General features: G+C 68.7%; 23 protein-coding genes. 9 read left to right on the forward strand and 14 right to left on the reverse strand.

Annotated elements, in window-relative coordinates:
- The first annotated feature begins 9 nt into the window (after positions 1–9).
- Both ABEA39_RS09470 and ABEA39_RS09475 read left to right on the forward strand, forming a co-directional pair.
- A complete protein-coding gene (locus ABEA39_RS09470; protein WP_345375602.1) occupies positions 10–1,194 on the forward strand; it encodes a glycosyltransferase family 4 protein in 1,185 nt (394 codons plus the stop codon).
- The gene (locus tag ABEA39_RS09475) at positions 1,194–2,000 is read left to right on the forward strand and encodes a YveK family protein (protein WP_345375603.1); all 807 of its coding nucleotides are present in this window, start codon (positions 1,194–1,196) and stop codon (positions 1,998–2,000) included. Before ABEA39_RS09470 ends, ABEA39_RS09475 begins: the two co-directional genes overlap by 1 nt.
- Positions 2,001–2,040: 40 nt before the next feature.
- Here ABEA39_RS09475 and ABEA39_RS09480 read toward each other — a convergent pair whose 3' ends face one another.
- Positions 2,041–3,057, reverse strand: coding sequence for a glycoside hydrolase family 26 protein (locus tag ABEA39_RS09480; RefSeq protein WP_345375604.1), 1,017 nt, complete (start codon positions 3,055–3,057; stop codon positions 2,041–2,043).
- A gap of 188 nt (positions 3,058–3,245) precedes the next feature.
- Between ABEA39_RS09480 and ABEA39_RS09485 the strand changes: the two genes are divergently transcribed.
- Positions 3,246–4,565, forward strand: coding sequence for a hypothetical protein (locus ABEA39_RS09485; RefSeq protein WP_345375605.1), 1,320 nt, complete (start codon positions 3,246–3,248; stop codon positions 4,563–4,565).
- Positions 4,562–5,575: a glycosyltransferase family protein gene (locus ABEA39_RS09490; protein ID WP_345375606.1), complete on the forward strand. Its 1,014-nt coding sequence runs from the start codon at positions 4,562–4,564 to the stop codon at positions 5,573–5,575. Before ABEA39_RS09485 ends, ABEA39_RS09490 begins: the two co-directional genes overlap by 4 nt.
- 48 nt (positions 5,576–5,623) lie before the next feature.
- On the opposite strand, the gene ABEA39_RS09495 is transcribed toward ABEA39_RS09490, so the two are convergent.
- From ABEA39_RS09495 to ABEA39_RS09510, 4 genes are all read right to left on the reverse strand, one after another.
- Positions 5,624–6,637 (reverse strand): glycosyltransferase family 2 protein, encoded by a 1,014-nt coding sequence (locus ABEA39_RS09495; RefSeq protein WP_345375607.1) that lies wholly within the window; start codon positions 6,635–6,637, stop codon positions 5,624–5,626.
- Positions 6,638–6,724: 87 nt separating this feature from the next.
- Positions 6,725–7,768 carry a glycosyltransferase family 2 protein gene (locus ABEA39_RS09500; protein WP_345375609.1) on the reverse strand — a complete coding sequence of 348 codons (1,044 nt, stop codon included), beginning with the start codon at positions 7,766–7,768 and terminating at the stop codon, positions 6,725–6,727.
- 164 nt (positions 7,769–7,932) lie between these two features.
- Positions 7,933–9,381, reverse strand: coding sequence for a glycosyl hydrolase (locus ABEA39_RS09505; protein WP_345375611.1), 1,449 nt, complete (start codon positions 9,379–9,381; stop codon positions 7,933–7,935).
- A gap of 130 nt (positions 9,382–9,511) precedes the next feature.
- The gene (locus tag ABEA39_RS09510; protein WP_345375612.1) at positions 9,512–11,353 is read right to left on the reverse strand and encodes a glycosyl hydrolase; all 1,842 of its coding nucleotides are present in this window, start codon (positions 11,351–11,353) and stop codon (positions 9,512–9,514) included.
- 296 nt (positions 11,354–11,649) lie between these two features.
- Between ABEA39_RS09510 and ABEA39_RS09515 the strand changes: the two genes are divergently transcribed.
- Positions 11,650–12,555: an NADP-dependent oxidoreductase gene (locus ABEA39_RS09515; protein WP_345375613.1), complete on the forward strand. Its 906-nt coding sequence runs from the start codon at positions 11,650–11,652 to the stop codon at positions 12,553–12,555.
- A 292-nt stretch (positions 12,556–12,847) separates the two neighbouring features.
- On the opposite strand, the gene ABEA39_RS09520 is transcribed toward ABEA39_RS09515, so the two are convergent.
- The 7 genes from ABEA39_RS09520 to ABEA39_RS09550 form a co-directional block, all read right to left on the reverse strand.
- Positions 12,848–13,228: a VOC family protein gene (locus ABEA39_RS09520; protein WP_345375614.1), complete on the reverse strand. Its 381-nt coding sequence runs from the start codon at positions 13,226–13,228 to the stop codon at positions 12,848–12,850.
- Between the two features lie 138 nt (positions 13,229–13,366).
- Entirely contained in the window at positions 13,367–15,541 is a 2,175-nt protein-coding gene (locus ABEA39_RS09525; protein WP_345375615.1) for a hypothetical protein, read from the reverse strand.
- A gap of 71 nt (positions 15,542–15,612) precedes the next feature.
- On the reverse strand, positions 15,613–16,626 hold the full coding sequence (locus tag ABEA39_RS09530) for a glycoside hydrolase family 130 protein (protein WP_345375909.1): 1,014 nt from the start codon (positions 16,624–16,626) through the stop codon (positions 15,613–15,615).
- A 114-nt stretch (positions 16,627–16,740) separates the two neighbouring features.
- The gene (locus ABEA39_RS09535) at positions 16,741–17,574 is read right to left on the reverse strand and encodes a carbohydrate ABC transporter permease (RefSeq protein WP_345375616.1); all 834 of its coding nucleotides are present in this window, start codon (positions 17,572–17,574) and stop codon (positions 16,741–16,743) included.
- Positions 17,574–18,551 (reverse strand): carbohydrate ABC transporter permease, encoded by a 978-nt coding sequence (locus tag ABEA39_RS09540; protein WP_345375617.1) that lies wholly within the window; start codon positions 18,549–18,551, stop codon positions 17,574–17,576. Before ABEA39_RS09540 ends, ABEA39_RS09535 begins: the two co-directional genes overlap by 1 nt.
- A gap of 1 nt (position 18,552) precedes the next feature.
- Positions 18,553–19,845: an ABC transporter substrate-binding protein gene (locus tag ABEA39_RS09545; RefSeq protein WP_345375618.1), complete on the reverse strand. Its 1,293-nt coding sequence runs from the start codon at positions 19,843–19,845 to the stop codon at positions 18,553–18,555.
- A gap of 82 nt (positions 19,846–19,927) precedes the next feature.
- Positions 19,928–20,983 carry a LacI family DNA-binding transcriptional regulator gene (locus tag ABEA39_RS09550; RefSeq protein ID WP_345375619.1) on the reverse strand — a complete coding sequence of 352 codons (1,056 nt, stop codon included), beginning with the start codon at positions 20,981–20,983 and terminating at the stop codon, positions 19,928–19,930.
- 181 nt (positions 20,984–21,164) lie between these two features.
- Here ABEA39_RS09550 and ABEA39_RS09555 point away from each other — a divergent pair, with 181 nt between their 5' ends.
- Both ABEA39_RS09555 and ABEA39_RS09560 read left to right on the forward strand, forming a co-directional pair.
- Positions 21,165–22,544 carry a hypothetical protein gene (locus tag ABEA39_RS09555; RefSeq protein WP_345375620.1) on the forward strand — a complete coding sequence of 460 codons (1,380 nt, stop codon included), beginning with the start codon at positions 21,165–21,167 and terminating at the stop codon, positions 22,542–22,544.
- A gap of 108 nt (positions 22,545–22,652) precedes the next feature.
- The gene (locus tag ABEA39_RS09560; protein WP_345375621.1) at positions 22,653–23,606 is read left to right on the forward strand and encodes an NADP-dependent oxidoreductase; all 954 of its coding nucleotides are present in this window, start codon (positions 22,653–22,655) and stop codon (positions 23,604–23,606) included.
- A 101-nt stretch (positions 23,607–23,707) separates the two neighbouring features.
- Here the strand turns inward: ABEA39_RS09560 and ABEA39_RS09565 are convergent, their stop codons facing one another.
- Positions 23,708–24,250 (reverse strand): NUDIX hydrolase family protein, encoded by a 543-nt coding sequence (locus tag ABEA39_RS09565; protein WP_345375622.1) that lies wholly within the window; start codon positions 24,248–24,250, stop codon positions 23,708–23,710.
- A gap of 123 nt (positions 24,251–24,373) precedes the next feature.
- On the opposite strand from ABEA39_RS09565, the gene ABEA39_RS09570 reads away from it, so the two are divergent.
- Both ABEA39_RS09570 and ABEA39_RS09575 read left to right on the forward strand, forming a co-directional pair.
- On the forward strand, positions 24,374–25,009 hold the full coding sequence (locus tag ABEA39_RS09570) for an alpha/beta hydrolase (protein WP_345375623.1): 636 nt from the start codon (positions 24,374–24,376) through the stop codon (positions 25,007–25,009).
- Between the two features lie 100 nt (positions 25,010–25,109).
- Positions 25,110–25,763 carry an SIMPL domain-containing protein gene (locus ABEA39_RS09575; protein ID WP_345375624.1) on the forward strand — a complete coding sequence of 218 codons (654 nt, stop codon included), beginning with the start codon at positions 25,110–25,112 and terminating at the stop codon, positions 25,761–25,763.
- Positions 25,764–25,785: 22 nt separating this feature from the next.
- Here ABEA39_RS09575 and ABEA39_RS09580 read toward each other — a convergent pair whose 3' ends face one another.
- Positions 25,786–26,196, reverse strand: coding sequence for a MarR family winged helix-turn-helix transcriptional regulator (locus ABEA39_RS09580; RefSeq protein ID WP_345375625.1), 411 nt, complete (start codon positions 26,194–26,196; stop codon positions 25,786–25,788).
- Positions 26,197–26,238 lie beyond the last annotated feature (42 nt).

The raw sequence follows: 26,238 nt of genomic DNA on the forward strand, positions 1-26,238 counted from the left end.
GGACCCTCGATGACCACTGGCAGCCGGATCCTCCTCCTGTCCCACGCGGCGGACAACCCCAACGGCGGAGCGTCGCGAGTGTTCCATCTGCTCGCGCAGGGCCTCGAAGACCTCGGACACGAGGTCACGCTCCTCCACCTCGAAGACATGGAGCTGCCGAGCAATCGGGTCGCACGCCTGGTCGCCGCACGGACGCTGATGCCCGTTCTCCTGGACCGCGCCGGCCGCAAGCAGGACCCGTCCGCGTTCGACGTCGTCCTCTCGCCGTCCGGCCTCGGCTACCGGCTGTACGACGCCTTGAAGACGAGCGATCACCGACCCCTGCTCGTCAATCTGATCCACGGCCTGGCCAAATACGACCACGCTGCGTACATGACGGAGTCGCAGCTCGGACACTGGCTGGTCACCGTGCCCTACCGGCTGGTCACCGGCCCCGCCCAGGTCCGCTGGGACGACCTCGGCATCAAGGCTTCGGACGTGACGGTGGTGCAGAACCTCCGCGACCTCAGCGACGTGCGGGACACGCTGGGAGGCGAGGACCGCGTGCGTCTCATCCCTCCCGCCGTGCATCCCGAACTGTTGGATTCGAGCTCGGACATCGTGCCTCCGGAGGACCGCGCGGCAGCCGGGATCCTCTGGTTCGGCACCTGGGAGGCCCGCAAGGGCGCGCACCACGTGCCGGGCGCCTTCCGCGAGATCCGGCGGTCGCACCCCGAGGCGACCCTGACCCTGGGCGGCACGGGGAAGCCCGAGCACGAGATGCGGGAGTTCTTCTCGCCGGAGGACCGCTCGTCGGTCCGCGTGCTGCCTCGCATCAGCAACGCCGAGCAGGCCGCGATCTTCAACGAGTCCTCGATCTTCCTGTTCCCGTCGCTCTCGGAAGGCTTCGGCCTGGCCCTGGCCGAGGCCATGTGCTTCGGGCTGGCGGCCGTGACCACGTCGACGGCCTTCGGCGGCGACTACCTGACGGACCAGGTGGATGCACGGGTCGTCCCCCCGACGTCGGCCCACCTCTCGCGAGCCGTCGTCGACCTCGTCGAGGACCCCGCCAAGCGCTCGGCACTCGCGGCGCGCGGCCGGGCCATCGCCCGAACGTTCACGCTCGAGCGGAGTGCTGCTGCATACTCGAAGATGTTCGAAGACGAACGAGCCCTATCCAGCCGGGCCACGACCCCTTCGAGAAAGACCTTCTGATGCCTACCGAGACCCGTCGTAGCCATGGTCGAGTGCTCGTGCTCCTCGCCGTCCTCGGAATCGTCGTGGGTGCAGCGGCCGGCTACGGCGGCTCCAAGGTGACGACCCCCGAGTACTCCAGTACGGCACAGCTGTCGTGGGATCCCGCGTCGCTCCGGTACAGCGACTCGTCGGCCTACGTGCCCGACTCGGTCTCGCTCGGGATCCAGACGAAGACCCAGTCCCTCAAGGTGCTCTCCGACGCGGTCGTCGACCCCGCGAGCGATGCGCTGGGCATCTCGCCCGCCGCCCTGCGACGCGCGGTGACGACCACCACGTCGACGACGAGCAACCAGCTCACCGTGAGCGCGACGGCGGGTACGGCTCAGGCCGCGCACGACATCGTCGATCGCGTCGTCACGACGTATCAGACGTCCGTCGTGTCGACGCTGCAGGCACAGTACACGCAGCAGGCGGATGCCCTGTCCGCCCCGATCGCCGGCCTCCAGCAGCAGATCGCCTCCGTTCCGGACTCCGCGTATACCGATAACCTCGCCAGCCAGTTGGCGACACTCACCACGCAGCAGCTCGTTCTGCGGTCCGAGGCGACGGCTCCGGCCACTCCGCTCAGCGTCCTCAGCGCCGCCAGCGTGGCCAAGGCTCCGACGGGCGCCTCGGCGAAGACCCTCTCCGTCGTGGGCGGGGGCCTGGGACTCCTGGTCGGCATCGTCGTCTTCGCACTCCTCCGCACGACTCGCTGGAGTCGGGCCGAGCGCGAGGAGCCCACCGTCTCACGCCGTCGCCGCCTGGAAGCCGACACGATCTGAACCGAGCTGCGGCCCTGCGGCCTCTCGACCGGGCTCTGGGCTAGTCGAAGAACTTCTTGTACGCCGCGCTCGACTTGGGCATCTTCACGGTGCCGGTCGAGTACAGGACGAAGCGCCCGTCGTTCTGCGGGACGTCGAACAGGATCTCGTAGAGGATCTGGCCGGGCGCCGTTCCGGAGTGGGCCTTCACGTAGTCGAGCAGGCCGGTGACGAACGCCGGCGAGTCTCCTGCGCTGGAATCTCCCGACCACTCGGAGATCGCCAGCGGCAGGCCCTCCCTCTGAGCGAACGCCGCGTGCTGAGCGAGCCCTTTCGGGCCTCCCCACTGGTCGACGCCCTGGAGGGAGCGGTTCCAGTCGTTGGCCGTGAACACCCCGGGAGGGCCGTTGTAGTAGTCGACGCTCAAGACGTCCACGTACTCCTTGCCCGGAAAGTACTTGGTCCAATCCATCCCCGTGCCGACGGACTCGCGGTTCACGCTGAAGACGAGCTTCGACTCGGGGAAGACGGCCTGCTGGATCGCCCGGTAGCGCTTCCACGCGGTCATGAAGTCGCGGTAGTTGCCCGCGTTCACCTGCCACGGGTACCAGTTGCCGTTCATCTCGTGGGCGAAGCGGATGTAGGTCGTCGCCGTGGTCCCCGAGCGAAGGGACTTGAGGGTCGTCAGCGACTGGGTCCAGCGGGCGTCGTAATCGCCCTCGGCCGCGTCCGCCCACGACTCGCCCTTGTCGATGGCGCCCACGGCGATGTCCAGCGGTTTGTCCCACGAGGCGTAGTCGCCGCCCTTCTGGAGCTGCCAGAAGTGCAGGGAGTTGGTGTCGTCGTCCGACCAGGTGCCCGCGATGTCCACAGGGCGTCCGCGCCACTCGGCGAACTGACCGCCCGTGACGCCGTTGCCTGAGGCTCCGGAGAGCCATTTGCCCGTCGGGGCGGGCTCGGCCGGGGCGGACGTCTTCGGGGTGATCTGCACCGGGGGCTCGGAGCTGGTGCACGCCGCGGTCGAGAAGACGGCAGCGGCGACCAGGGCTGCGAGGGCGCAGCGAAAGAGGGTCCTCATGGGAGCGGGTCGACTTCCTCATCGGGTGGGCAGTGCGAGTCGAACGAGGCGCGGGAGGGGACTTCATCGCCCAGTCAACGACGTCGTGCCCCGAACTCTTTCGAGTCGTGTCATGCTACTTGAAAGATTCTCGGGCCGAGAAATCCGGCCGAAGTCACGACCTCGCTCCCATCACCCGAAGGATGGCAATGCGTAGTACCCCGCTGTCGTTCGCGCCGGCAGCCCTCCCGCCAGGGGCGGGCCCCCTCCCGGGTTCCCTGCGTCGCCTCCGACCGGCCGAGCGCAAGAGCTCCTATCTCGCGGTGCTGCTGCTCCTCATCGTCCTCCTCGAACGTTTCGCGATCTCGTTCGGTAGTCAGCAGATCCCGGTCGTCGTCCCGGTCGTGCTCGTCGCCCTCGGCATCGGGGTCGTTCGCGGACACATCGTCCTCGACCGGCGCCGAGCCCCACTGGTCCTCGCCCTCTGGCTCGTGAGCCTGGTCTGCACGCTCGCTCAGCTGATGACGGGCCAACTGCCCTCGGTACTGTCGCTGGCGCTTCTCGTCCTGCTGTACCTGCCCCTGCTCGGGACGTCGACGCAGTCGGCGAATTCCACCGGAGTCGCTGCCCGGGCCTTCCTGACCATGATGACCATCGCCGCCGGCGTGTCCCTCGTGCAGTTCCTGATCCAGTACGCCGGGATCGAGAACATCGACTGGCTGGCCGCGATCGTCCCGAACCAGTTCCTGCTCCAGGGCTACTTCCCCAACGCCGTCGTCCGGTACGGCGAAACGCTGCGACGATCGAACGGCGTCCTCTTCCTGGAGCCGTCGTTCCTCTCGTTCTTCCTCGGCCTGGCGGCCTTGATCGGCGTCCGGGTCCGGGTCCCGTGGTGGCAGTTGTTGCTCCTTCTCGCTGGAATGGTGCCGACGCTTGCAGGTAATGGCCTCGTTGTCCTGATCCCCGGTCTCGTCGTGACGTTCTTCTCCCCCCTCCGGCGGAACCTGCTGCGACTCCTCCCCGGACTCGTCGTCACAGTGGGCGTGGCCGCCGCCACTCCTTTGGGTGCGTTGTATCTCGGGCGCTCCCAGGAGACATCCAGCACCAAGAGCAGTTCGAGCCTCCGGTTCGTCCTGCCCTATTCCGATCTCCTGCCGGCTTCGCTGGACTCGCCTTTTCACGCGCTGCTCGGGCACGGTGCGGGAACGTCGGATGATTTCTTGAACAGCATCGGCGCGGGCGACGTCACCCGGGCCGTCTTCCCGAAGATCCTCTTCGAATACGGAATGCTCGGGTTCCTGGGCATCGGCATCGTCCTCCTGGTCGTGATGATCGCGGCCCTCCGGTCTCGCCCCTGGCTCGTCGGCCTCGTCCTCGCCTTCTTCTTCTTGAACGCGTCGCTCCTGCAGGCCGAGCTCGTCTTCGTCACCCTGTTCTGGCTGACGATCATCCCGGGCCGGAAGCCGACCACGTCGGATCCCCCGGCTCGATCCTCGCCTCTCCTCGTGAAAGAGCCCGTTTCTCCATGACCAGTCGTCGCCCGCGTCCGCGCGTCCTCTACTCCTTCGGCCCACCCGAGCCCGCGGCGAACCCGTACACGACACTCCTGGCCGAGAGAGTGGCTGCCGACGCCGACGTGACCTTCTTCTCCTGGCCGGCGGCTCTCCGGGGCCGCTACGACACCTTCCACGTGCAGTGGCCCGAGTCGCTCGTGCGCCTCTACTCCACCGCCACCCCGTCGCGGGCGAGCCGGCTCGTCAAGTTCGTGCTCGCCTCGACGGTCCTCCTCCTGAATCGAGTGCGGGGGAAGAAGCTCGTCTGGACCGTCCACAACCGGACCCCGCATGAGCAGGGGCCTCTCCTGGAACGCTCCTTCATCCGACTCTTCCTGCGGCTCGTCGACCACACGGTCTTCCTCAATGCCGGCGAGACCGACGAGTCGGGGCGCCCGTCGACGGTCATCCTGCATCCCGACTACAAGCCGGTGGCCTCTCCAGCGGCTTCACCGGGCAACCCGACGGAACTCCTCCTCTTCGGCCACCTCCGCCCCTACAAGGGCATCGAGCAGCTCATGCAGCTCGTCGAGGACGACCCCGACCTCGGCGAGCTCCGCGTGGCCGGTCACTCCGCCGATCCCGCCTACGGCCGCGCCCTCACGGCGCGAGCCGACGCGAGCGACCGCATCACGGTGCAGACAGGCCATCTCGGGCAGGATGCACTGAACCGGCTGATCTCGGACGCGGGGCTGGTCGTGCTCCCCTACAAGTACGTCTACAACAGCGGCGCGCTCCTCCTGGCGCTCACGGTGAACACCCCGGTCCTGATCCGCTCCTCGCCGACCACCCGCGCCGTCAGGGACGAAGTCGGGAACGGCTGGGTCTCGCTCTTCGACGACACCCTCGAGCCCGACGACGTCGCGTCGGCCCTGGAGGCGGCTCGCGAGGTGGATCGCGCCGTCGGGCCGGATCTGTCGCACCGCAGCTGGGACGAGTGCGCCTCGCGGCATCTCGAGCTGTATCGCGGCCTTCACGAGGCCTAGGAACGCGCCGCCGCTGCGGGCACCATCGCAGTCGACGCGGGAGGCCGGTCAGACCTTGACGGCGGGCTTCCGGGCCCGGGCCACCTTGGCCACCGTCGACAGGAGTCGACCTCGCTGCCGCGCCGATCTCTTGGCGAGGACCAGCTCGGTCGCCTTCTTCTTCGGAACGACGACCAAGGCGAGCCCCCAGCCCGAGAAGGCGATCTTCTGAGGCAGGCTCCGGCCCGATCGGAGGATGCTCGAGGCGTGCCGGAGGGCGGGTGCGAGCCCGGGGCGCCGGCCGGTGAGGACTGCGGCCATCAGGGTGCGTTCGCTGACGAAGGCGGACCGGGAGGGGTCGGGAGCGGGGATCCCCTCGGTCTCGAGGATCCGGAGCACCTGTGACCAGCGGTTTCGGTACCGCGTCAACTCGCGGTCGACGAGCTCGGGTGTCGGACGGCTCCACGACGACAGGCTCGTCTCGTGGACGCGGTAGTGGGCCAACGCGCGATTCACGGAGAGGATGTCACCGAAGTACGGAGCCAGTTGGGCCGGAACGCCGTCGTAGGCCTCCCGCTCGTCGAGGCCTTTGCCCCGGAGAGCCTCGAGATAGCTCGTGCGGAACAGGTTGCCCGAGGTGGGGGCGCAGACGTAGAAGCCGAGGATCTCGTTGTCTCGGATCATCTGAACGCTCGAATAGCCCTCGGCATAGGTGGGAAACGTGCTGTCGATGCTCCGACCGTCGACGTCCATCGAGGTCAATTGGAATTGGATCTTGACCGGGTCGGTCGCGAGCAGAGGGGTGACGGCCGAGACCAGGTCCTGAGCGGCGCGATCGTCCGCGTCGAGGAGGTAGAAGTAGTCGCAGTCCGTCGCGTCGACGGCTGCCCAGGCTGCGCTGAGAGGCCCGCCGTTGGCCTTGGCGATCACTCGGATCCGGTCTCCGAACGCCTCCAGCACACGGAGCGAATCATCGGTGGATCCGTCGTCGACGACGATGATCTCGTCGAACGGCACCGTCTGATCGAGAACGCTCCGAACCGCGTCGGCCAGGAACCGTTCGTAGTTGTAGTTGACGACCACTGCGACGATTCGCGTGGTCCGGACAGTCGGTTCAGATGAGATGGGGGGACCCTTGCTGATCGTCGGTAAACCGAGGGTAAGACAAGATCACGACACCGTCCGGGTGGAGCGCGCCAGGCGCACTATCCGTTGGACGAATCGACTTCGGCCGGCTGAGGACCGCCGTGAGAGTACGAGGCTCGCGGCACGCCGTCGAGGTGGAACGAGGAGCAGTGCAGCCCAACCCGAGAACGCCAGCCGCTGAGAGCGGCTGAGCCCGGAACGGGCGACGAGTCGAATATACTGCAGCACCGTCGACACCGGGACTCGCCGCCCCTCCAACGCGTCGATCATCAACTGGTGCTCGAGCTGGAAGACCGACCGACCGGACGGCACCCGCGGGTACCCGCGGGAGGCGAGGACGGCGTTGGACTCCTCCCATCGGCTCGTGAAGCGGGCCATCTCGCTCCTGAGGAGAGCAGGCGTCGGGCGCCCCCATTGGGAGTCGCTCTGGGAGTGCACGCGATAGCGGACGAGCGGCGTATTGAGCGACACGATGGGCCCGAAGTACGGAGCCACCTGGGCCGGGACGCCGTCGTAGGCCTCGCGTTCGTTCAGCGACTCCGAGGCCAGCCCTCGCAGGTAGTCGGTCCGGAACACGTTGCCCGAGGTCGGCGGGCAGACATAGAAGCCGAGCACGGTGTTGTCCTCGATCATCTCGGCCTGGCTATAGCCGGGAGCGAAGGTCGGGAAGATGCTGTCGATGGCGGTGCCGTGCTCGTCCATGGAATGGAGCTGGAACTGCACCTTGACCGGCCGGGTCGCGAGGTGCGGGGCCACCGTCTCGAGCAGACGGGGGGATGCCACGTCGTCCGAGTCGAGGACGTAGAGGTAGTCGCAGTCGGTGCTGGCCAGAGCGGTCCAGGCGGCGCTGAGCTGGCCGCCGTTCTCCTTCTCGATCAGCTGGATCCGAGACCCGAACGAGCGGAGGACCTCGACGGATCCGTCGGTCGAGCCGTCGTCGACGACGAGGATCTCGTCGAACGACGTGGACTGCGCGAGAAGACTGTCGACCGCCTCGGCCACGTACTTCTCGTAGTTGTAGTTCACGACGACCGCGGCGATCCGCGGCCGGATTTCGGGCTGGGGCATATGCGGGCTGCTGTCCTGGAAGAGTGCGCGATTCGGGTGGGCATTTCAGGTGGCATGAGCGGCTCGGGTAGGCCGCCTCTGCATCCTAGCGATGCGTGCCCCGCGACAGCGAGACGCCGTCTCCGAGCACGGCTGTGGCAGCGCTCGGAGACGGCGGGGTCGGATCAGCGCGCCGAACTCCAGAGGGCCGTTCCTGCGGCGTTGGAGACGACGAGGTCGCCGTCGTTCTCCACGGTCACGGACGCTCCGGCACCCTTGCCCCACGTCACCGTGTTCCAGAGGGCCTTGCCGGTTCGGGGGTAGAGGACGAAGTTGGCGTCGTCCTGCATCCGGAGTACCGTGGCCGGCTTCTTGAAAGTCTTCGAGCTCCAGATCGCCTTGCCGGCCGCCGTGTAGACAACGAGATTGCCGTCGGCCTGGAATTCGAAGTGGTACTTGCCGTTCTGCGACGTCAGCGAGTCGCCAGGCAGCATCGTGTCGCCCGCGTGAAGGGTGTCGGCGACAGCCGACGGAGGCGTGGGCGTGGGCGTCGAGACGGGGGGCGGCGCTGCCGCCGGCTTCGCAGCGGCCGCGAAGAAGGCCTTGTAGGCCGCCGCGGACAAAGGCAGCTTCGTGGACGATCCGAAGAGCTGGTAGTCGCCGTTGTAGCCCCCCACGTTGAAGAGGTTGTCGTAGGCGATGTGGCCGACCGAGTTGCCGGCGTGGGATTTGAAGTACGCGAGCATGTTCGAGACGAAGAGCGGCGAGTCGCCGAAGCTGGCCTTGCCCGACCACTCCGACACCGCCAGGGGCAGGCCCTGGGTCTGCGCATAGGCCAGGTACGTGTCGAGGCCCTTGGGCGCGCCGAAGGCGTCCGTCTGGCTCAACGACGACTGCCATGCCGCTTGGGTCGCCACGTACGGGTACTGGTTGTAGTAGTCGACACTGAGGACGTCGACGTACTGGCTGCCGGGGAAGTACTTCGTCCAGGCGATGCCGCTGCTCGCGGCCGATTCGCGGTTGAGGTTGAAGACCAGCTTCGAGGCGGGGAAGATCTGCTTCTGGAGGGCGCGGTAGCGCTTCCACGCCGCGTCGAAGTACGTGTAGTTCGAGGCCGTGACGCTCCAGGGGTACCAGTTGCCGTTCATCTCGTGCGCGAACCGGATGTACGTGGTGGCGGTCGTGTTCGACCTCAACGACTTGAGCTTGGTCAGCGAGGCCGCCCAGCGGGTGTCGTAGGCGCCCGACGCCGCGGCCTGCCAGGTCTCGCCGGAGTCGAGTGCGCCCACGGCGACGTCGATCGGCTTGTTCCAGTTGGCCAGGGCGCCGCCCTTCTGGAGCGGCCAGAAGTTGAGCGAGTCCGCGTTGTTGTCCGACCACACGTCGGTGATGGGGACGGGGTTGCCGCTCCAGGTGGCGAACGTTCCGTCGGCCGTCCCGGTGCCCGCGGCACCCGAGAGCTCCGTCGTGGCCGACGAGACGGCGGCTGACGCGGCGGCGGCCGAGGAGGCCGCCGAGTCCGCCGAGGCGGTGACGGTGTCGGCCTTGGCCGACGCGTGTCCGGTCCACACAATGGGGGACACGATGGTGGCGAGAGCAAGTGCGGCGATACCGAGTTGAGAGGTTTTCTTCACGATCTTCTTTCGTCTTCCGTAGGAGTGCGGGGGACAAGATCGTCGTTGAACCAGGACGACGTTCCCATATTTCTGAGAATTAGTCGAGTGCAAATGGGACTTATGTACCCCTTTGGCACCCGAACTGGGTTCAGTTGCTCTTCGAGTACCAGAGCGGTCGATTCGCGGCGCTGTAGAGCACGAGGTTGCCGTCGGACTGCATCGCGAGACGAGATCCGGAGCCCTGCCCGCTGGTGGAGGAGAACCAGGGAGCGCCGCGCGAGGCGTTGTAGAGGACGAGGTTCGAGTCGGTCTGGAGATCCAGCTCGGTGCCACCCCGCCCGGCGGTGCCGGAGTTCCACAGGGGGCGGTGGGAGGCGTCGTAGACGACCAGGTTGCCGTCCGTCTGGAACGCGAAGGTGTACTGGCCGCCGGCTGAGACGAGCGAGGCGCCCGGAGTCAGGCCGTGGCCGGCCGTGAGAGTGTCGACGCCCGAGGCGCCGGCGCTCGAGGACGACGGTGCCGCGACCGGGAAGCCCTTGGAGTTCCAGAGGGCTGAACTACCGGCGCTGTAGAGGACGAGGTTGCCGTCGCTCTGCATGACCAGCTTCGATCCCGCTCCGGCTCCGCTCGTCGCCGTGTTCCACAGAGCCTTGCCGTACTTGTTGTAGAAGACGAGATTCCCGTCGCCCTGGACGTCCAGGTGGGTTCCTCCCTGGAGATACGTCGAGGAGTTCCAGATGGCCGGACCGCCCGTCTTGTAGACGACGAGGTTGCCGTCGGTCTGAACCGCGAAGGTGTACTGGCCGTCGGCGGACACCAGGGACGAACCGGGCGTGAGAGACGTTCCGGCGGGGAGGGTGTCGGTGGATCCGACGGGTGCCGTCGTCACGGGCGCCGTCGTCACGGGCGGCACGGTCACGGGCGGCACGGTCACGGGCGGCGCCGTCACGGTCGACGATCCGCTTCCGGAGGACCCGGCACCGGCCTGGAAGAAGGAGGCGTAGGCGGCCGACGACAACGGCATCTTCGCGTCCGGCCCGAAGAGCTGGTAGTCGCCGCTGTACCCGCCGACGTTGAACAGTACGTCGTAGGCGATGTGGCCGGCCGAGTTGCCCGCATGCGTCTTGAAGTACTGCAACATGTCCTGGACGAAGACGGGCGAGTCGCCGAAGCTGGCCTTGCCCGACCACTCGGACACCGCGAGGGGCAGGCCCTGGGTCTGCGCGTAGGCCAAGTACTTGTCGAGGCCCTTCGGTGCGCCGAAGGCGTCCGTCTGGCTCAACGAGGCCTTCCAGTCGGCATCGGTGGCCACGTACGGGTACTGGTTGTAGTAGTCGACGCTGATCAGGTCGACGTTCGCCGCCCCCGGAAAATACTTCGTCCAGGCGATCCCGCTGCTGCCCGACGATTCGCGATTGAGGCTGAAGACGAGCTTCGCCTGCGGGAAGATCTGCTGCTGGAGGGCACGGTAACGATTCCACGCCGCGTCGAAGTACGTGTAGTTCGAGGCCGTGACGCTCCAGGGGTACCAGTTGCCGTTCATCTCGTGCGCGAACCGGATGTAGGTGGTGGCCGTCGTGTTGGAGCGGAGCGCCTTGAGCTTCGTCAGCGACGTGGTCCAGCGGGCGTCGTAAGCGCCCGACGCCGCGGCCTGCCACGTCTCGCCGGCGTCGATGGCGCCCACCGCGATGTCGAGCGGCTTGTTCCAGTTGGCGTAGTCGCCGCCGCTCTGGAGCTGCCAGAAGTTCACGGAAGCGCTGTCGTTGTCGGACCACGTGCCGGCGATGCCGACCTGGTTGCCGCTCGCGGCAGCGAATTGGCCGTTCACGACACCGGTCCCCGAGGCTCCGGAGAGTTCCGTGGTGGCGGACGAGGCCGCGGACGACGTGACGGTGTCCGCCGTGGCGGAAGAGTGTCCGGTCCACACAATGGGGGACACGATGGTGGCGAGAGCAAGAGCCGCGATGCTGATCCGAGCGGTTTTCTTCACGAGGTGTTTGAGTCTTCCGATGGTTGACGGGGGACAAGGACAGGTTCGAAGTTACGTATCCGGATCACCCCTTACAGGCCCCACAAGAGGGGACTGACTCCCCCGAAAACCCATGCGTCCCCCGCTTTCGAGGGGCAATTCCAGGGGTGAGTCGCCCGGACTGGGGGTAGGTCGAAACGGGTTAGCCCGTGCCTTCGGCGTTCAGACCGCTACCAGGGAGCGGAAGGTCTCACGGCGTCCGGTGGTTCCATCGCACAGAGCGCCGATGCGCGACGTCATTCCGAGGAGGAGACCCCATGAAAGCAATTCAGTTCTCGCAGTACGGCGGACCCGAGGTCCTCGAGGTCGTGGAGGTCACCGAACCGCACGCCGGGCCCGGCCAGGTGCGGATCCGCGTCGAGGCGTCCGGGGTCAACGGCATGGACTGGAAGATCCGTCAGGGGTTTCTGAAGGAGATGATCCCGCTCGAGTTCCCGGCCGGCTCCGGTCTGGACGCCGCCGGCACCGTCGACGAGGTCGGCGAGGGGGTGACCGGTGTCGACGTGGGTGACGAGGTCTTCGGGCAGGGCTCGTCCACGCTGGCCGAGTTCGCCGTGCTGCAGCACTGGGCGAAGAGTCCGGCGCTCCTCACGCCGGAGGAGGCGGCCGGCTACCCGATCCCCGTCGAGACGGCGATCCGCATCCTCGGCCAGGTCGACCTGCGTCGCGGCCAGCGGATCCTCGTCAGCGGCGCGGCCGGCGGCGTCGGATCAGCGCTCGTGCAGATCGCGAAGGACCGCGGCTTCGAAGTGATCGGCACGGCGAGCGCCGCCAATCAGGACTACCTCGTCGAGCTCGGCGCGATCCCCACCACCTACGGCGACGGTCTCGTCGAGCGGGTGCGCGCCCTCAGCCCCGAGGGCGTCGACGCCGCCTTCGACATCTCCGGCTCAGGCGTCATCCCCGAGCTGATCGAGCTCACCGGCGACGCGTCGAAGGTGGTCTCCATCGCCGACTTCAGCGCTCCCGAGCAGGGTGCGCAGGTCTCGAGCGATGCCGGCGACATGACGGCCGCGCTCGAGGAGGCCGCTCGCCTGTACGCGGCCGGCCACTTCACGATCCCGGTTGAGCGGGCGTTCCACCTCGAGCAGGCCGGCGAGGCACAGGCTGCGAGCGCCGGAGGTCACGTGCGCGGGCGCCTGGTCGTGGTGCCCGTCGGCTAGCGGTGGGGGTGCATCCCCCGTTTCGTGTGATCGGGGGATGCGGCTGCCGCCGTGTGCGGGTTTGCACTCGCCTTTCGTGGATCTGCGCCCCGTCGCGCAGCCGCACCCCCGTCGCGCGGAGCCGCACCTCGGCCGCCGCGAGGCACCCCCGTCGACCGAGGGTCCCCCGCGGTTTTGCGGGTGCGGGTCACCCGGCCAGGCGAGCCGCACCCCGGTCCCGCGGGCACGTACCCCGGCTTCGTGGGCCCGCACCCCGGCTGCGCCGCAGGGCCGAGACGGGGGATGCCCGGGCCTACGTCGCGATCCAGAGACAGAACGGGTGCCCTGCCGGATCGAGGCACACGCGCACGTCGTCCTGCGGTTGGTAGTCGGCGAGCCGGGCACCGCACTGCAGCGCCCAGGCCGCCGCCCGCTCGAGATCGTCCACCTGGATCTCGAGGTGCACCTGCATCTGCTGTTCGCCACGGCCCGCGGGCCACACCGGCGGCACGTAGTGCTGCTCGAGCTGGAAGGCGAGCCCCGTCGCTCCCCCAGGCAGCCGCACCGTCGCCCACTGGGCGTCGTCGGTGGTGACCTCGCCGCCGAGCAGGGTGGCGTAGAAGCGCGCCAGTTCGCCCGGCACCGGGGCGCCGATGTTGATCGTGCTCAGCCGAGGGCCGCCGTGGTCGCTCATGCGCCCGGTCTACTCCCCTGCCGTCTGCAGGGTGTCGCCCGCGCATGTGGGAACGTCCCGCCGAGTGTCCAGGTCGTGTCGTCGAGAGAGCCGTAGACGACACGAACTGGACACTCGCGGGGGTGCGAGGGGCAGCAGCTACCGCGTCACCACCGCGAAGCCACCGGGGCGCAGCGTGATCGACGTGGGCGCAGCGAGAGTGCGGGTCTCGACCAGGCGACCGGAGTCGTCGTAGGAGTGCAGCAGGCCGGCCGTGGCAGTGGCCCGCTGCGGCGAGAGCGACGTCGACTGCAGCAGCTGGGTCGACGCGCCGGAGGCACCGGAGCCGCCGGCACCCGCGCCAGAAGCACCCGAGCCGGAAGCACCAGAGCCGGACGCGCCAGAGCCGCCGGCACCCGTCAGCGTCACCTGCGCCACCAGCGGCCGCAGCAGCAGGGCGTCGACGTCGGTCGTTCCGCCGAGGGCACGCACCGATAGCGAAGTCGACGATCCGGCGGGCGCGAGCGGCAGCGCCTGAGGCAGCAGAGCACCCGGTGCCGGAGTCACGCCCTGAGCACCGACCGACGACCGCAGCACGCCGAGCGAACCCGCACCAGCACCAGCACCAGCACCAGCACCAGCACCAGAACCAGAACCAGCACCCCACACCGACGTCGCCTGCGCCCGCGTCGGCTCCGCGATCACGGGGTCGACGTGCCGCGCCCCCGAGGAGACGGGCACCGAGAACGTCGCCGTAGCCCCCTGCGGCAGCGACAGGTACGCCCCACCGCTGAGGGTCGACTCGCCGTTCGACGCCGACGCCGGAGTCACGACGGAGCCCCCGACGGTCGACCCCTTCTCCGCCTCGACAACGGTCAGCCCGTCACGCGACGACAGATGTGCGGCGGACTGCGCAAGAGCAGAGACGGCGGGATGCGCATCCAACGCCAGCATCGACAGCAGCCCGTGAATGGTGCTCTCCGCCCCGCTGCCCGTGTTGACGGAACCGTCGGGCTGAACGCCGTCGAACGTGACGCCGGTGGCCGGGTCGTAGGTCGGCTTGCCCGAGGTGTTGTTGCCGAAGTACCAGCTGCCGAGGACGCCGGCGAGCTGCTCGATACCCGCACTGTGCGACGCATCTGCGACCGCCAGGAGCGACTGCAGCCGCGAATCCGCCCCGTACGCGATCTGCGTGGTGTCGGTCGGCACGGGGTTCAGGCCGTTGATCGGACCGGTCGAGGTGAGCAGCGTCGTCGTGTACGCCACCGAGTCGGTGACCGCGGGCCGCAACAGGGCAGGGCGACCCAGGACGACGGATGCTCGGGCCAACGCCTCGGGCATCTGCGACGCCCACGAGTGCAACTGCGACCGCGACGTCGTGCCCGGCAGGATCGCGCCGTACGGCCAGCTCTGCACGGCCACCGCCGCCGACTGGGTCGAACCGAGGTCGGCGATGCCTTCGCTCAGTTCGGAGAGGGCGGCACGGGCATCCCCGTCTCCGGGTTCGACCGCCGAGTAGGCGGCCAGGCCGAGGACGGCCTCGGCGGAGGCGTCGGCTCCCCCGGTGATGAGCCAGCTCGGCACGCGAGCGCCGTCGGCCACGTCGAACTTCCCGTACGACGACAGGGTGGCGGCGTCGAGCGCCTTCACCCCGAGCTGGAGCCGCTGCTGCAGGAACGCGGCGAACGCCGGATCGCTCGACTTGAACGCGGCGTAGCCCTCGCCGAACGCCCAGAGGCTGCGGGCCAGCCAGTAGCTGTTGCCGCTGTCGGACGGGTTCGGCAGCTCGACCGGCACGGGGCTCGGGTTGAGGGTGCCGTCGGGCTGCATCCACAGCACGACGTTGCCGGCGTTCGGGCCGGTCACGGTCTGGAAGTACGCGGTGGATCGCAGCAGTTCGTAGGCCTTCTGCTTGCTCGAGACGGAACCGGTCTGCTGCCAGTCGCGGAGGTACACGACGGCGGCGCGCGACACGTCGTCGGCGTCGTAGGAGCCCTGGCCCCAGTGGCCGGTCGCGGGGTCGAGCGGCCCGCCGCCGACCCGGGCGAACGTGCCGCCGGGGCGAGCGTCGGCGTAGACCCACGGCATCGTCAGCGTCGGCTGCGAGTCGAGCGCGTACGTCGTGTGGCCGGCGACTCCGGCGGGCGGCGTGGTCTGGTCGAGCAGGAAGTCGAGGTGCGCGAGGTTGGTGAGGGGAGCGGGTGCCGCGGCGGAGGCGGCGTGGCCGGCAGCGGGCCCGGCGAACGCGAGCGGAGCCGACACCACCCCCAGCCCTGTGGCGAGAGCGGTCGCGGCGAGGCCGGCGACCAGGCGGACGCGAGTGGTGTTCTTCATCGAACGACTCCTGTCAGGTGGTGGCGGCCGGGCCGTGATCGGGTCCGGCCGCCGAAGGGGGTGGTGCGGGGTCAGACGTGCTCGAGCAGCGCGACGCCGATCTGCGAGTCGCCCATGCCGTAGAACACGAAGGTGCGCCCCTCGATCTCCTCGATCGCGGTCGGGAAGACGACGTTCGGCACGATGCCCCCGATCTCCTCCTCCGTCTCGGGAGCGAGCAGGGGCTCGGGGGTGCGTGCGATCACGCGCGACGGGTCGTCGCCGTCGAGGAGCATCGCTCCGGCGGCGTAGTTAACGTTCTTCTGCTGGGCGAAGGCGCTGTCGATCACGCCGGTGACGCCGTGGTGCAGCACGAGCCAGCCCTCGGGAACGCGGCGCGGGGCGGGTCCGCCGCCGATCTTGACCTCTTCGAACGGGAACTCCGGGCCGGCCACGAAGCGGTGCTGACCCCAGCGGGTCAGGGCCGAGACGTCGCGTTCGACGGCCTCGACCGACACGTAACTGATCCAGATGCTCTGGCGGGTGTCGGTGATGCCGGCCGGCACGCGGATGCCCTCGCCGGGTGCGGTCTCGCCGATGTCCCACATCGGACGGTGCAGCACCGCGAAGCTGCGCACGCCGTCGGGCGCCGTGACAGGGCTCGGAAAGAAGGTGGTGTCTTTGTTGTGGAACAGCCCGAGGTCCATGTCGAGAGCGTCCACGTAGTCGAAGGTGACGGGTCCGAGCCGGCGCCAGTCGCGGAGGTCGTCGGAGATCGCGACGGCGGTGCGTGGGCCGAGGGGTCCGTAGGCCACGTAGGTCATCACATGGAGGCCGAGCTCGTCGATGCGGGTGACCCGCGGATCCTCCACCCCGCTGTGGTCGGCACCCCGCTCCCAGCCGCGATCGGGCTCGAGCACGACGCCCTCGCGTTCCACCGAGACCGGCACGCCGTCTTCGACCACGACGCGGGCGAGACCGACGCGCGAGACGTTGCCCGCGGCGACGATGCGGGGCAGGAGGTAGAGCTCGCCATTGGGGCCGCGGCCGGAGCCCGGGTTGAGCACGCCTTCGACCTCGAGGGGGTTGCCGGGCTCGGGCGTCATCACGACGCCGACTCGGGTCAGGCGGTAGGGAAAGGTGTCGGACACAGGGGTCTCCAGATTCGAGAGAAGAGAGAGAAGAGAGCGGGCGGGATGCACGGGGTCGGCGACAGGGGGTCAGCCCTTGACGCTCGACCCCACGTCGGTCGAGACGAAGTAGCGCTGGAACACGATGAACAGCACGACCACCGGGGCGGCCAGCACGACCGCGCCGGCCAGGCTCGCACCGAACGGGTTGGAGGCCGTGGCGGCGACGTTCGAGATGTAGTTCGCCAGCGAGACCGCCAGCGGCTGCATGTCGGCCTGCTTCGTGATGAGGAACGGCCAGAGGAACTCGTTCCACGGGCCGATGAAGGTCAGCAGTGCCGCGGTGACCAGGGCCGGACGCACCAGCGGCAGAGCGATCCGCCACAGGAGCTTGAATTCGCCGGCACCGTCGATCCGGGCGGCCTCGAACAGCTCCTTGGGGAGTTGCAGGAAGTACTGCCGGAAGATGATCACCGCCGTGGAGTTGATGGCGAACGGCAGGATCATGCCGAGGTAGCTGTCGCTCAGGCCGTAGTTGCGCGCGATGAGCACGTACAGCGGGATGATCAGCAGCTGGAACGGCACCACCTGCACCAGTAGGACGAGCGCGAAGGTGACCCCGCGGCCGCGCCACTGCAGCACGGCGAGCGCGTAGCCGACGAGGACTCCGAACACGAGCGTGCAGATGAGCACGCCGGCCGTGAAGATCCCCGAGTTCAAGAGGCCGGAGAAGAGGTTGATCCGGTCGTTGATCGCCGCGAAGTTGGCCCCGGTGATGTTCGCCGGGTTGGGGAACGCCCCGCCGATCGACTCGTCGGGCTTCGTCTGCAGCGACCCGATGATCATGTAATAGAAGGGGAAGAGGAACACGAGCGCGCCGAGGGCGAGCACGATTCCGCGGATGGCTGTCTGGAGCTTGGACATCAGTCGCGACCTCCGGCGAATCGGTTCTGGAAGAAGGCGATGATGAGCACGAGGATCACCAGGACGATGCCGATGGCCGACGCCTCGTCGGGGTGCCCCTGCTCGATGCCCTTCTGGTACATGAGCAGAACGGGTGAGGCCGAGGCTCCGTTCGGGCCACCGCCGTTGGTGAGCAGGTAGGGCTCGGTGAAGAGGTTCGCGCCGGTGACGGTCGAGACCAGCAGCACGAGCACGGTCGCCGGGCGGACACCCGGCACGGTGACGCTGAAGAAGCGACGGATCGCTCCGGCCCCGTCGGTGGACGCCGCCTCGTAGAGCTCGTTCGGCACGTTCTGCAACGCCGCCAGGTACAGCAGGATGTAGAAGCCCATCTGCTTCCACGTGACGAACAGCGCGATGGACGGCATGGCCCAACCCGAGTTGATCAGCCAGGACGGGTTCGGCGCCAGCGGTCCGAGGATCTGGTTGACGAGGCCCGGTCCGCTGAACAGGAACAGCCAGACCGCGACGACCGCGACACTCGCCGTCAGGTAGGGCACGTAGTAGGCCACCCGCAGGAAGCCGCGGAAATGCGAGACCTTGTTGAGCCCGGCCGCCAGCACCATGCTGAAGACCACCGTGAGCGGCACGTTGATGATAAGGAAGATGCCGACGTTGCCGAACGACCGGATCACGTCGGGGTCGGTGAAGGCGTCGGTGAAGTTCTGGAGCCCGACGAACGGCCGACTGACCGTGGCACCGGGGGCCGCGAAGAAGTAGTCGTGGAACGCGATGTAGACGGCGTAGATCAGCGGGTAGGCGAAGATCAGCAGCACGAAGATCAGGTACGGGGCGCTGAACAGCAGACCCAGAGGGTGACGGCCGAGGATGCTCGGACCGCGCTTGCGGCCCTTGACGCTCCCGGGCTTTCCACCCCCTTCGGCTTTCCGGGGGGCCGGGACCTCGGGGGTCCCGGCCACCGTGCTGGAGGCGGTCATGCTACTTCTGCGCCGCCAGCTGGTCGATCTTCTTGGCCGAGTCGTCGATCGACGACTTCACGTCGCCCTTGCCGAAGATCACCGCGTTCGACCAGTTGTCACGGAACGCCTGCAGCTCGGCGACCGTGTTCGATCCGCTGGGCACCTCGACGGTCCGCGCGGCCTGGTCGCCGAAGAGCTTGTACGACGGGTTGGCCGAGAAGTACGACGCGTAGGTCGTCGCGAGGTTCGTGCGGATCGGCATCTGGCCGGTCACGTCGAGGAGCTTGGAGTCCTGCGCCGAGCTGGTCGAGTACTTCAAGAAGTCCCACGCCGTGCCCTGGTTCTTGCAGGCCGTGTACATGCCGACGTTCTTCGCGTCGCTGAAGGTGTGGATGTCACTGGCCGGCATGCCGTCCTTCGTCGGCACCGGCACGGCACCCCAGTTGACGTCCTTGTAGACCGAGACGGCCCACGGCCCGACGATCGACATCGCGGCCTTGCCGTCGGCGAACGAGTCGCCGTTGTACTTCTCCTGACCGGAGAGCTTGTCGGCGTACATCGTGCGCCAGAAGTCGGCCACGTCGTAGCCGGCCTGGTCGGCGAACGTCGACTTGCCGTCGGCGGAGACGAGCTGCTTGCCGCCCGACTCGGCCGCGTAGAGCGGGTAGAAGTCGAAGGTCGACTGGAAGAACTCGCTCGTGGGAGCGGGCCAGATGGCCGCCGTCGCGGCGCCCGACGACACGAGGGCCTTCGAGGTGGCGATGAAGTCGGCGTAGGTCGAGAGCTTCGGGGCGTTCGGGTCGAGGCCGGCCTTGGCGAAGAGGTCCTTGTTGTAGAAGATCATCACCGGGTTCGACTTCCAGGGCAGCTGGTAGTAGTCGCCGTCGGCGCTCTTGTACTGGTCGGCGGTGGCGCCGCTGCGGGCCTCGATGTACTTGTCGCCGTCACTGAACTTCGACAGGTCGACGAGGCCGCCCATCTTCTCGAACTGGCCGACGGCCGACGGGGCGGTGTTGTAGATCAGGCAGGGCGAGTTGCCGGCCGTGATCGAGGCGCCGATGACCTCTTCGCTGGTCTTACCCGCGGGGATCTCCTGGCCGGTCACCTTCTCGTCGGGGTGCGAGGAGTTCCACGAGGCGACCATCTGCTTGCCCCAGGTCACCTCCTGGGCGTTGTTCGAGTACCAGATCGTGATGGGGCCCTTGGCCGTGAGGGCGCTGGCGCCGCTCCCGCCACCGCTCGAACAGGCGGTGAGTCCGATCGCGCCGACCGCGAGAACGGCGGCGGCGAGCATCTTTGTGCGTCTTTGCACGGTGTCTCCTTCGACAAGTACCGAAACGTTTCGGTACCGGGAAAGCTAACACATCGCCGCGCCGATGGCACGGGTTTCTTCGTCAGTCCTGCAGCGGCGCGGGCCCGGTCGAGGAGCGGACGAGCAGGTGGGCGGGATCGACGTCGACGTCGGGGATCCGCCGCGTTCCCTCGGGGCAAGCGTCGATCGCGTCGAGCAGCATCCTGGCCGCCTCCCGCCCGATCAGCCGCGGGTTCGTGCGGATCGTCGTCAGCGCCGGCCGCACGTACGTGCCCAGCTCGATGCCGTCGTAGCCGGCCACCGAGACGTCCTCCGGCACCCGGAACCCGAGCTCCGACGCCCGGGCCATGAAGCCGATAGCCGAAAGGTCGTTGGAGCAGAACACGGCCGTGGGATGCACGGGCCTCGCCTCTCGGGACCCGCCTCCGAACACACGGTCCGCCGCCGAGACACCGCCCTCGTAGGTGAAGTCCCCCTCGACGACGACGCCGGGCTCCATGCCGGCCGCTGCCAGGGCATCCCCCCACGCTCGGCGCCTCTGGTGCCCGTGGATGAACTCGTGCGGCCCCGAGACGTGGGCGAACCGACGGTGGCCGAGCGTGACGAAGTGGTCGACGAGCTCGGCGATCCCCCGACCGTGGTCCTGGCGGACGGCGGGCAGCGGGAACGCCGGGCCCGCGTTCACTCCGACGGCCGGCAGGCCGAGCTCCTGGACCAGGGGGATGCGGGGGTCGTCGACACCGAGCTCGTTGAGGAACACCCCGTCGACGCGGCGGTTCGCGGCCAGGCTGCGGTAGCGGTCGAGGGTCTCGACGCGCTCGGACCCCATCTGCAGGATCAGCGCGTAGCCGCGGGGGTCGAGCACGGTCTCGATGCCGCCGATGAAGCTGCCGAAGAACGGGTCGGACTCGAGCACGTAGGGGTCGCGGTGCACGACGAGTCCGACCGCGAACGCCCGTTTGGCCGAAAGGCTGCGGCCCCGCAGCGACGGGACGAAGCCGAGGTCCTCTGCTGCTTCGAGGATCCGCTTGCGGGTGTCGTCCGAGACGCCGGGTCGGTTGTTCAGGGCGCTCGAGACGGAGCTGATGGCGACGCCGGCCCTCGCGGCGACGTCGACGATGGTCACTCGAGGGGGCACCAGGGTCGTCCTTCCGGCGCCCGCGACGACCGCGAGTGCTTGCGAAAACTGTAGTCGCGCTGCCCGCTGCTCCGTGCGGCCCCCCGACCCTTCTCACGGCGGCGAGTGGTCGGTTTCGGGGCTCCGCGGACGATGCCGGGGCCCGAAAGCGACCGCTCGAGGGCGGCTCTAGGCTGCAGACGTGAGCGCGATCCCTTCCCCCGACCTGCTGCACTCGCTGGCGCCGGTCCGGTTGGGGGATGCCACGGTCTACGTCGACGAGGCCCGGCCTGTCGCTGCGATCGTGGGATCCGAGGGCACCGTCGTCTTCGCGACGTGGCCGGATGCGCCGCTGCCGCCGCAGGTCGCGGGCGTCGAGACGTTCGCCTCGCCGAACGCGGTGTGGGTGGTGTACTCGCACTCGTGGTCGTCCGACCCCGCTGCCGAGCCTCGGTCGTCGACCGGGGTGCGGATCCTGCGCGACGGGAGCAGTGCATCCTTCACCCTCGGGCCTTTCCTGCCGATCGGCGCCGACGACGAGGGGATCTGGCTGACGCCGAAGCCGTGGCCGAGTTCGGAACGACCGACGGCCGACGACGCTTCGGGCGGTGGCGGGGTCGACTGGCCGGACGGGAAGGACCCGGAGGATCTCCCGCTCGAAGAGCGCGATGCGCTGCGGGTGCCGCCACCGACGCACCTGACCGAGGAGGACCTCGAGCGCCTCCCGCACTTCCGAACGGCCGACGGCGGCTGGGTGGTCGCGTACGACTCCGGCCCGGACCTTCTGCCTGAGACTGCTGAAGAGCCTGCCGATGGAGAGCCCAGCGATCCCCTCCAGCCCACGCCACCGGAGCGCGTCACCCTGCGGCGACGGGGCCCGGGCGGTACCGAACTGCTCGTCGAGTCGGATCACCGCGTGAGCGAGATCGCGGTGGTCGGTAGACGCCTGCGGGCGACATTCGACGTCTCCGGTCCGATCAGAACCCCTGGCGAGGACGGATCGATGAGCTACGCGTATCCGAAGGCGACGGTCGATCTGGACGTGAGGGACGGCGTCCCCCTGGTCTGGCACCTCGATGACGGCAGCCACCCGCTCCCCCTCGAACGCTGGGACGACGAGTCGGTGCTCGCGAGGATGGCGGCAACTCCCGCGCAAGCGGTGGTCCCCCTCATCGATCTGACCGATACGCCGGACAGCGACTGGGTGCTCCCTGCCGTGGACCGGGCGGAGACGGATGCGGCGACCGAAGCCATCCGGCAGACGCTCCTCTCGCGCGGCGAGCCGAGTCTGGCTCATGTGACACGCGACAAGTCGTGGCATCGAGTTCGGAGCGACTATCGCGATCTGGCCGTCGACGTCACCGGTGAGTGGCCCCACACGGTGGTGACGGCCACCTTCGGGTACGTCCCACAGGGTGAGCGTCGGTTCCGGTTCCGGGTGCCGGTCTTCGACGCCTCGGGTCGGCCCAACGACATCGGCTACATGACGGTGTGGCTCGAGGAGGATCTCGACACCGGCGACTTCGACGCCACCGTGTCCGACGACGGCTTCATCGAGATCGAGCCGAAATTCGACGGGTAGCCCGGTCTCCGGGGGCCCCGACGAGCGGCGAGTGTCCAGCCCGTGTCATCGAAAGCCCTCGGGAGGACACCGAGTGGACACTCGCCGGGCGGGCGTAGCGTCGAGGGCATGCGTGTAATCGGAGTGGACGAATTCGGCGGACCGGAACAACTGAAGATCTTCGAGAAGGCGGAGCCCCACGCGGGGCCGGGAGAGGTCCGCATCCGGGTGGAGGCGATCGCGGTCAGCCCCACCGACACGCTCATTCGCCAAGGGCAGGGCCGACCGAACGCCGAGCCTCCCTACGTGCCCGGGATGGACGCCGCGGGAGTAGTGGACGAGGTCGGGCCCGAGGTCGAGGGCACGAGCATCCCCGATTCCGGCCGCTTCTCGGTGGGCGACGAGGTCATGGCGTTCGCGATCCCCGCGGGCGAGCACGGCGGCGCGTACGTCGAGTACCTCGTCGGCCCGTGGCAGTCGATGGCCCGGACCCCCGCCGGCCACAGCGTGCAGGAAGCATCGACGCTTCCCATGAACGGTCTCACGGCGGTGCAGGCCCTCGAGAAGCTCGACCTCGCCCCCGGTTCCACCATCGCGGTGACGGGCGCGGCCGGAACCCTCGGCTCCTACGTCGTGCAAGTGGCGAAGGATGCGCAGCTCACCGTCGTCGCCGACGCCTCCCCCTCGGACCGCGCGTGGCTCGAGAGCATCGGCGCCGACACAGTGGTCGAGCGCGGCGACGACTTCGCCTCGGCCGTTCTCGCGGCGGTGCCGGGCGGAGTGGACGCCGTCGTCGACACCGCGCTGCTGAAGTCACTCGCCAGCGGTGCCGTGAAGCCGGGCGGGGCGTTCGTGTCGTTCCGTGGCTGGCAGGGCGACGGCTCCCCCGACGTGCGATTCGTGGTCGTCTCGGTGGGTGACGAGTACCTCTCGCACGCCAAGCTCGATCGGCTGCGCGCCTTGGCCTCGTCGGGCGCGATCACGCTGCGGGTGGCCGGGGTGCTGCCTGCCGCTTCAGCGCCAGAGGCGCATCGTCGCCTCGAGGCGGGCGGGACGCGGGGGCGGTTCGTGCTGACGTTCTAGCCGCTCCCCGCGATTCGCCGAGTGTCCACGAATGGCTGATGTTTCCCCGGTGGCATCAGCCATTCGTGGACAGTCGGCGCGCCGAAGGAGCCCCGGCGCGGCTAGCTCAGGGCACCGACGGAGGCGAGCGCGGTGCGGAGCAGGGCCCCGCGGCCGCCCTCCATCTCGGCGGCGACCTCGGGCGAGGCGGCGGTGAGCGGGCTCATCCACGTGATCTCGAGGGCGTCCTGGCGGGGGTCGCAGGTGCCGGTGACCGGCACGACGTAGGCGAGCGAGACGGCGTGCTGCCGCTCGTCGGTGTAGACGGAGGCCCCGGGGAACGGGAAGTACTCGGCGACGGAGAACGGCACGGGGGATGCGGGCAGCTGCGGGAACGCCATCGGGCCGAGGTCTTTCTCGAGGTGGCGGAAGAGGGCGGTACGCAGGGACTCGCCGTACATCACCCGACCGGACACGAGCATCCTCGTCATCGCGCCCTCGCTGTCGGCCCGCAACAGCACGCCGACCTCGGTGACGACGCCCTGGCCGTCGGTGCGGACGGGCACGGCCTCGACGTAGAGGATAGGGAGGCGCTGCCGGATCTGGTAGAGCTCCTCTTCAGAGAGCCAGCCGGAATTGGGGTCGGGGGTCTGGACGGAAGCCATGGCCCCATTCTTACCCGGCCCACGTGTCGAACGTGTTGCACGACCCGATCCGGCCTGGTTCTGTGGAGAGGCGACGCTCTGTGGAGAAGTCGTTCCACGACCTTCCGAACCTAGAATGGTGACATGTCAACGATCGATGCATCCGTAGCCCGCTGGTCCCTCGACGAGACGGAGCGCGCCGGCAAGCCGCTGATCGTCCTGCTGCACGGCGTCGGCTCGCACGAGGGCGACCTCATCGGCCTCACCCCCTACCTCTCGCCCGAGTACGCCTACGTCTCGCTCCGGGCGCCGCAGACCTACGGCGGCGGGTGGTCGTGGTACCCGCTGGCCCTCCCCGGCGCGCCGGCGTACGAGGGGGTCGACGAAGCGGGGGATGCAGTGCTCGCGTTCCTCGACGGGCTCGGCGGTGCGCATCCCACCGTCTCGCTTCTCGGCTTCTCTCAGGGCGGGTCGCTGTCGTTGCAGCTGCTCCGCAAGGCTCCGACGCGATTCGAGGCGGCGATCGTGCTGGCCGGATTCGTGGTGCCGGGTGGGACCCCTGCCGTCGACGACGCCGTGACCGCTGCGAACGTGCCGGTGTTCTACGGGCGGGGCGACGTGGACCAGGTGATCCCGGCGGACGCGGTGGCGCGCACGGAGGAGTGGCTGGCGGCGCACACGGATGCCGAGATCACCGTGTATCCCGGGCTCGCGCACGGCATCGCGCAGGAGGAGCTGGACGACGTGAACGCGTTCTTGGGGCGAGTACGCGGGGCCTGAGGCCTGCGACGCCTTCTCCCCAGCCGCGTCTTCCCGGCGAGTTCTCCACAGTCGCTCGACCGCCGGGTGGGCGCCCGGACCGCGTCGATAAGCTCGCGGTATGACGACATTCGTGGTCGCGGGCGACGCGACGATCAGCCATCCCGCCGAGCGTGCCATCGTGCGCATCCAGGTCGCCTTGACCAGCACCGATCGCGGTGCCGCGTCTCGAGCGGCGGTCGAGGCGCACAACGTGGTCGCCTCCGAAGCCGCGGCGCACCACGCGTCAGGCGTGGCCACCTGGTGGCAGGCCGACCAGGTGGCCACGTGGTCGTACGAAGACCACGCTGCCGGCGCCGAGTCCCCGATCACGCGCTACCGGGCGCAGTCGCAGCTGTCGGTCACCTTCCAGGACTTCGCCGTGCTGGCCACCTGGGTCGGCCGGCTGCTGGAGTGGCCGAGCGTCCAGGTGCAGGGCATCGACTGGCTGCTCACCGTGTCGAAGCAGGCCGAACTGCTCCGCGCGGCGCGCATCCAGGCGGTCGAAGACGCCGTCACCAAGGCCGCCGACTACGCCGCGGCCCTCGAGCTCGGCACCCCGGCGCTCGACGCCGTCTTCGAAGAAGGGCTGCGGCCGGGCCTCGGCGGCGGAGGCGGCAGCTTCGGGCGCGCCGCCATGAAGATGAGCGCCGCACCGCTCGAGGGCGGCTCGCTCGACCTCAAGCCGGGCGACATCGAGGTGACCGCGCGCATCACGGCCGACTTCACAGCGTGAGCGACGGCGCGAGGCGCGACGATTACGACCGCTGAAGGAGCGACAGGAGCGTCACCCGCTCCCCTTCGTCGAGACCACCGAACAGCTCCTCCAGCAGCTCGTCGACGACTGCTTGAGCGACCGTCAGCAGGGCGACGCCCGACTCGGTGAGACGGTACTCGACGCGACGCCCCTGCCCGGGGCTGCGAGCGATGAGCCCCTGGAGGAGCAATCGGGACGCCAGGGTGCCGAAAGCCTGGTCGCTCATGAAGGTGATCTGCGCGAGGTCGTGACCCGAGCATCCCGCGTTCTGGTCGATCGCCCGGAGGGCGTCCCACTGGGCGAGGGTCGTGCCGAGCGGAGCCAGACGCTTCTCGAGCGCCCGATGATGACGCCACTGCGCCTGCTTGACGGCGCGGCCGAGTTCGCGGAGGTCTACCGGGGGCGTGGTCATGATCCAAGCTTATCAACTTGTTTATCTCAACATGTTGATTTA

It is taken from the genome of Frondihabitans cladoniiphilus (genome assembly GCF_039544345.1).
GTDB classification, from domain to species: domain Bacteria; phylum Actinomycetota; class Actinomycetes; order Actinomycetales; family Microbacteriaceae; genus Frondihabitans; species Frondihabitans cladoniiphilus.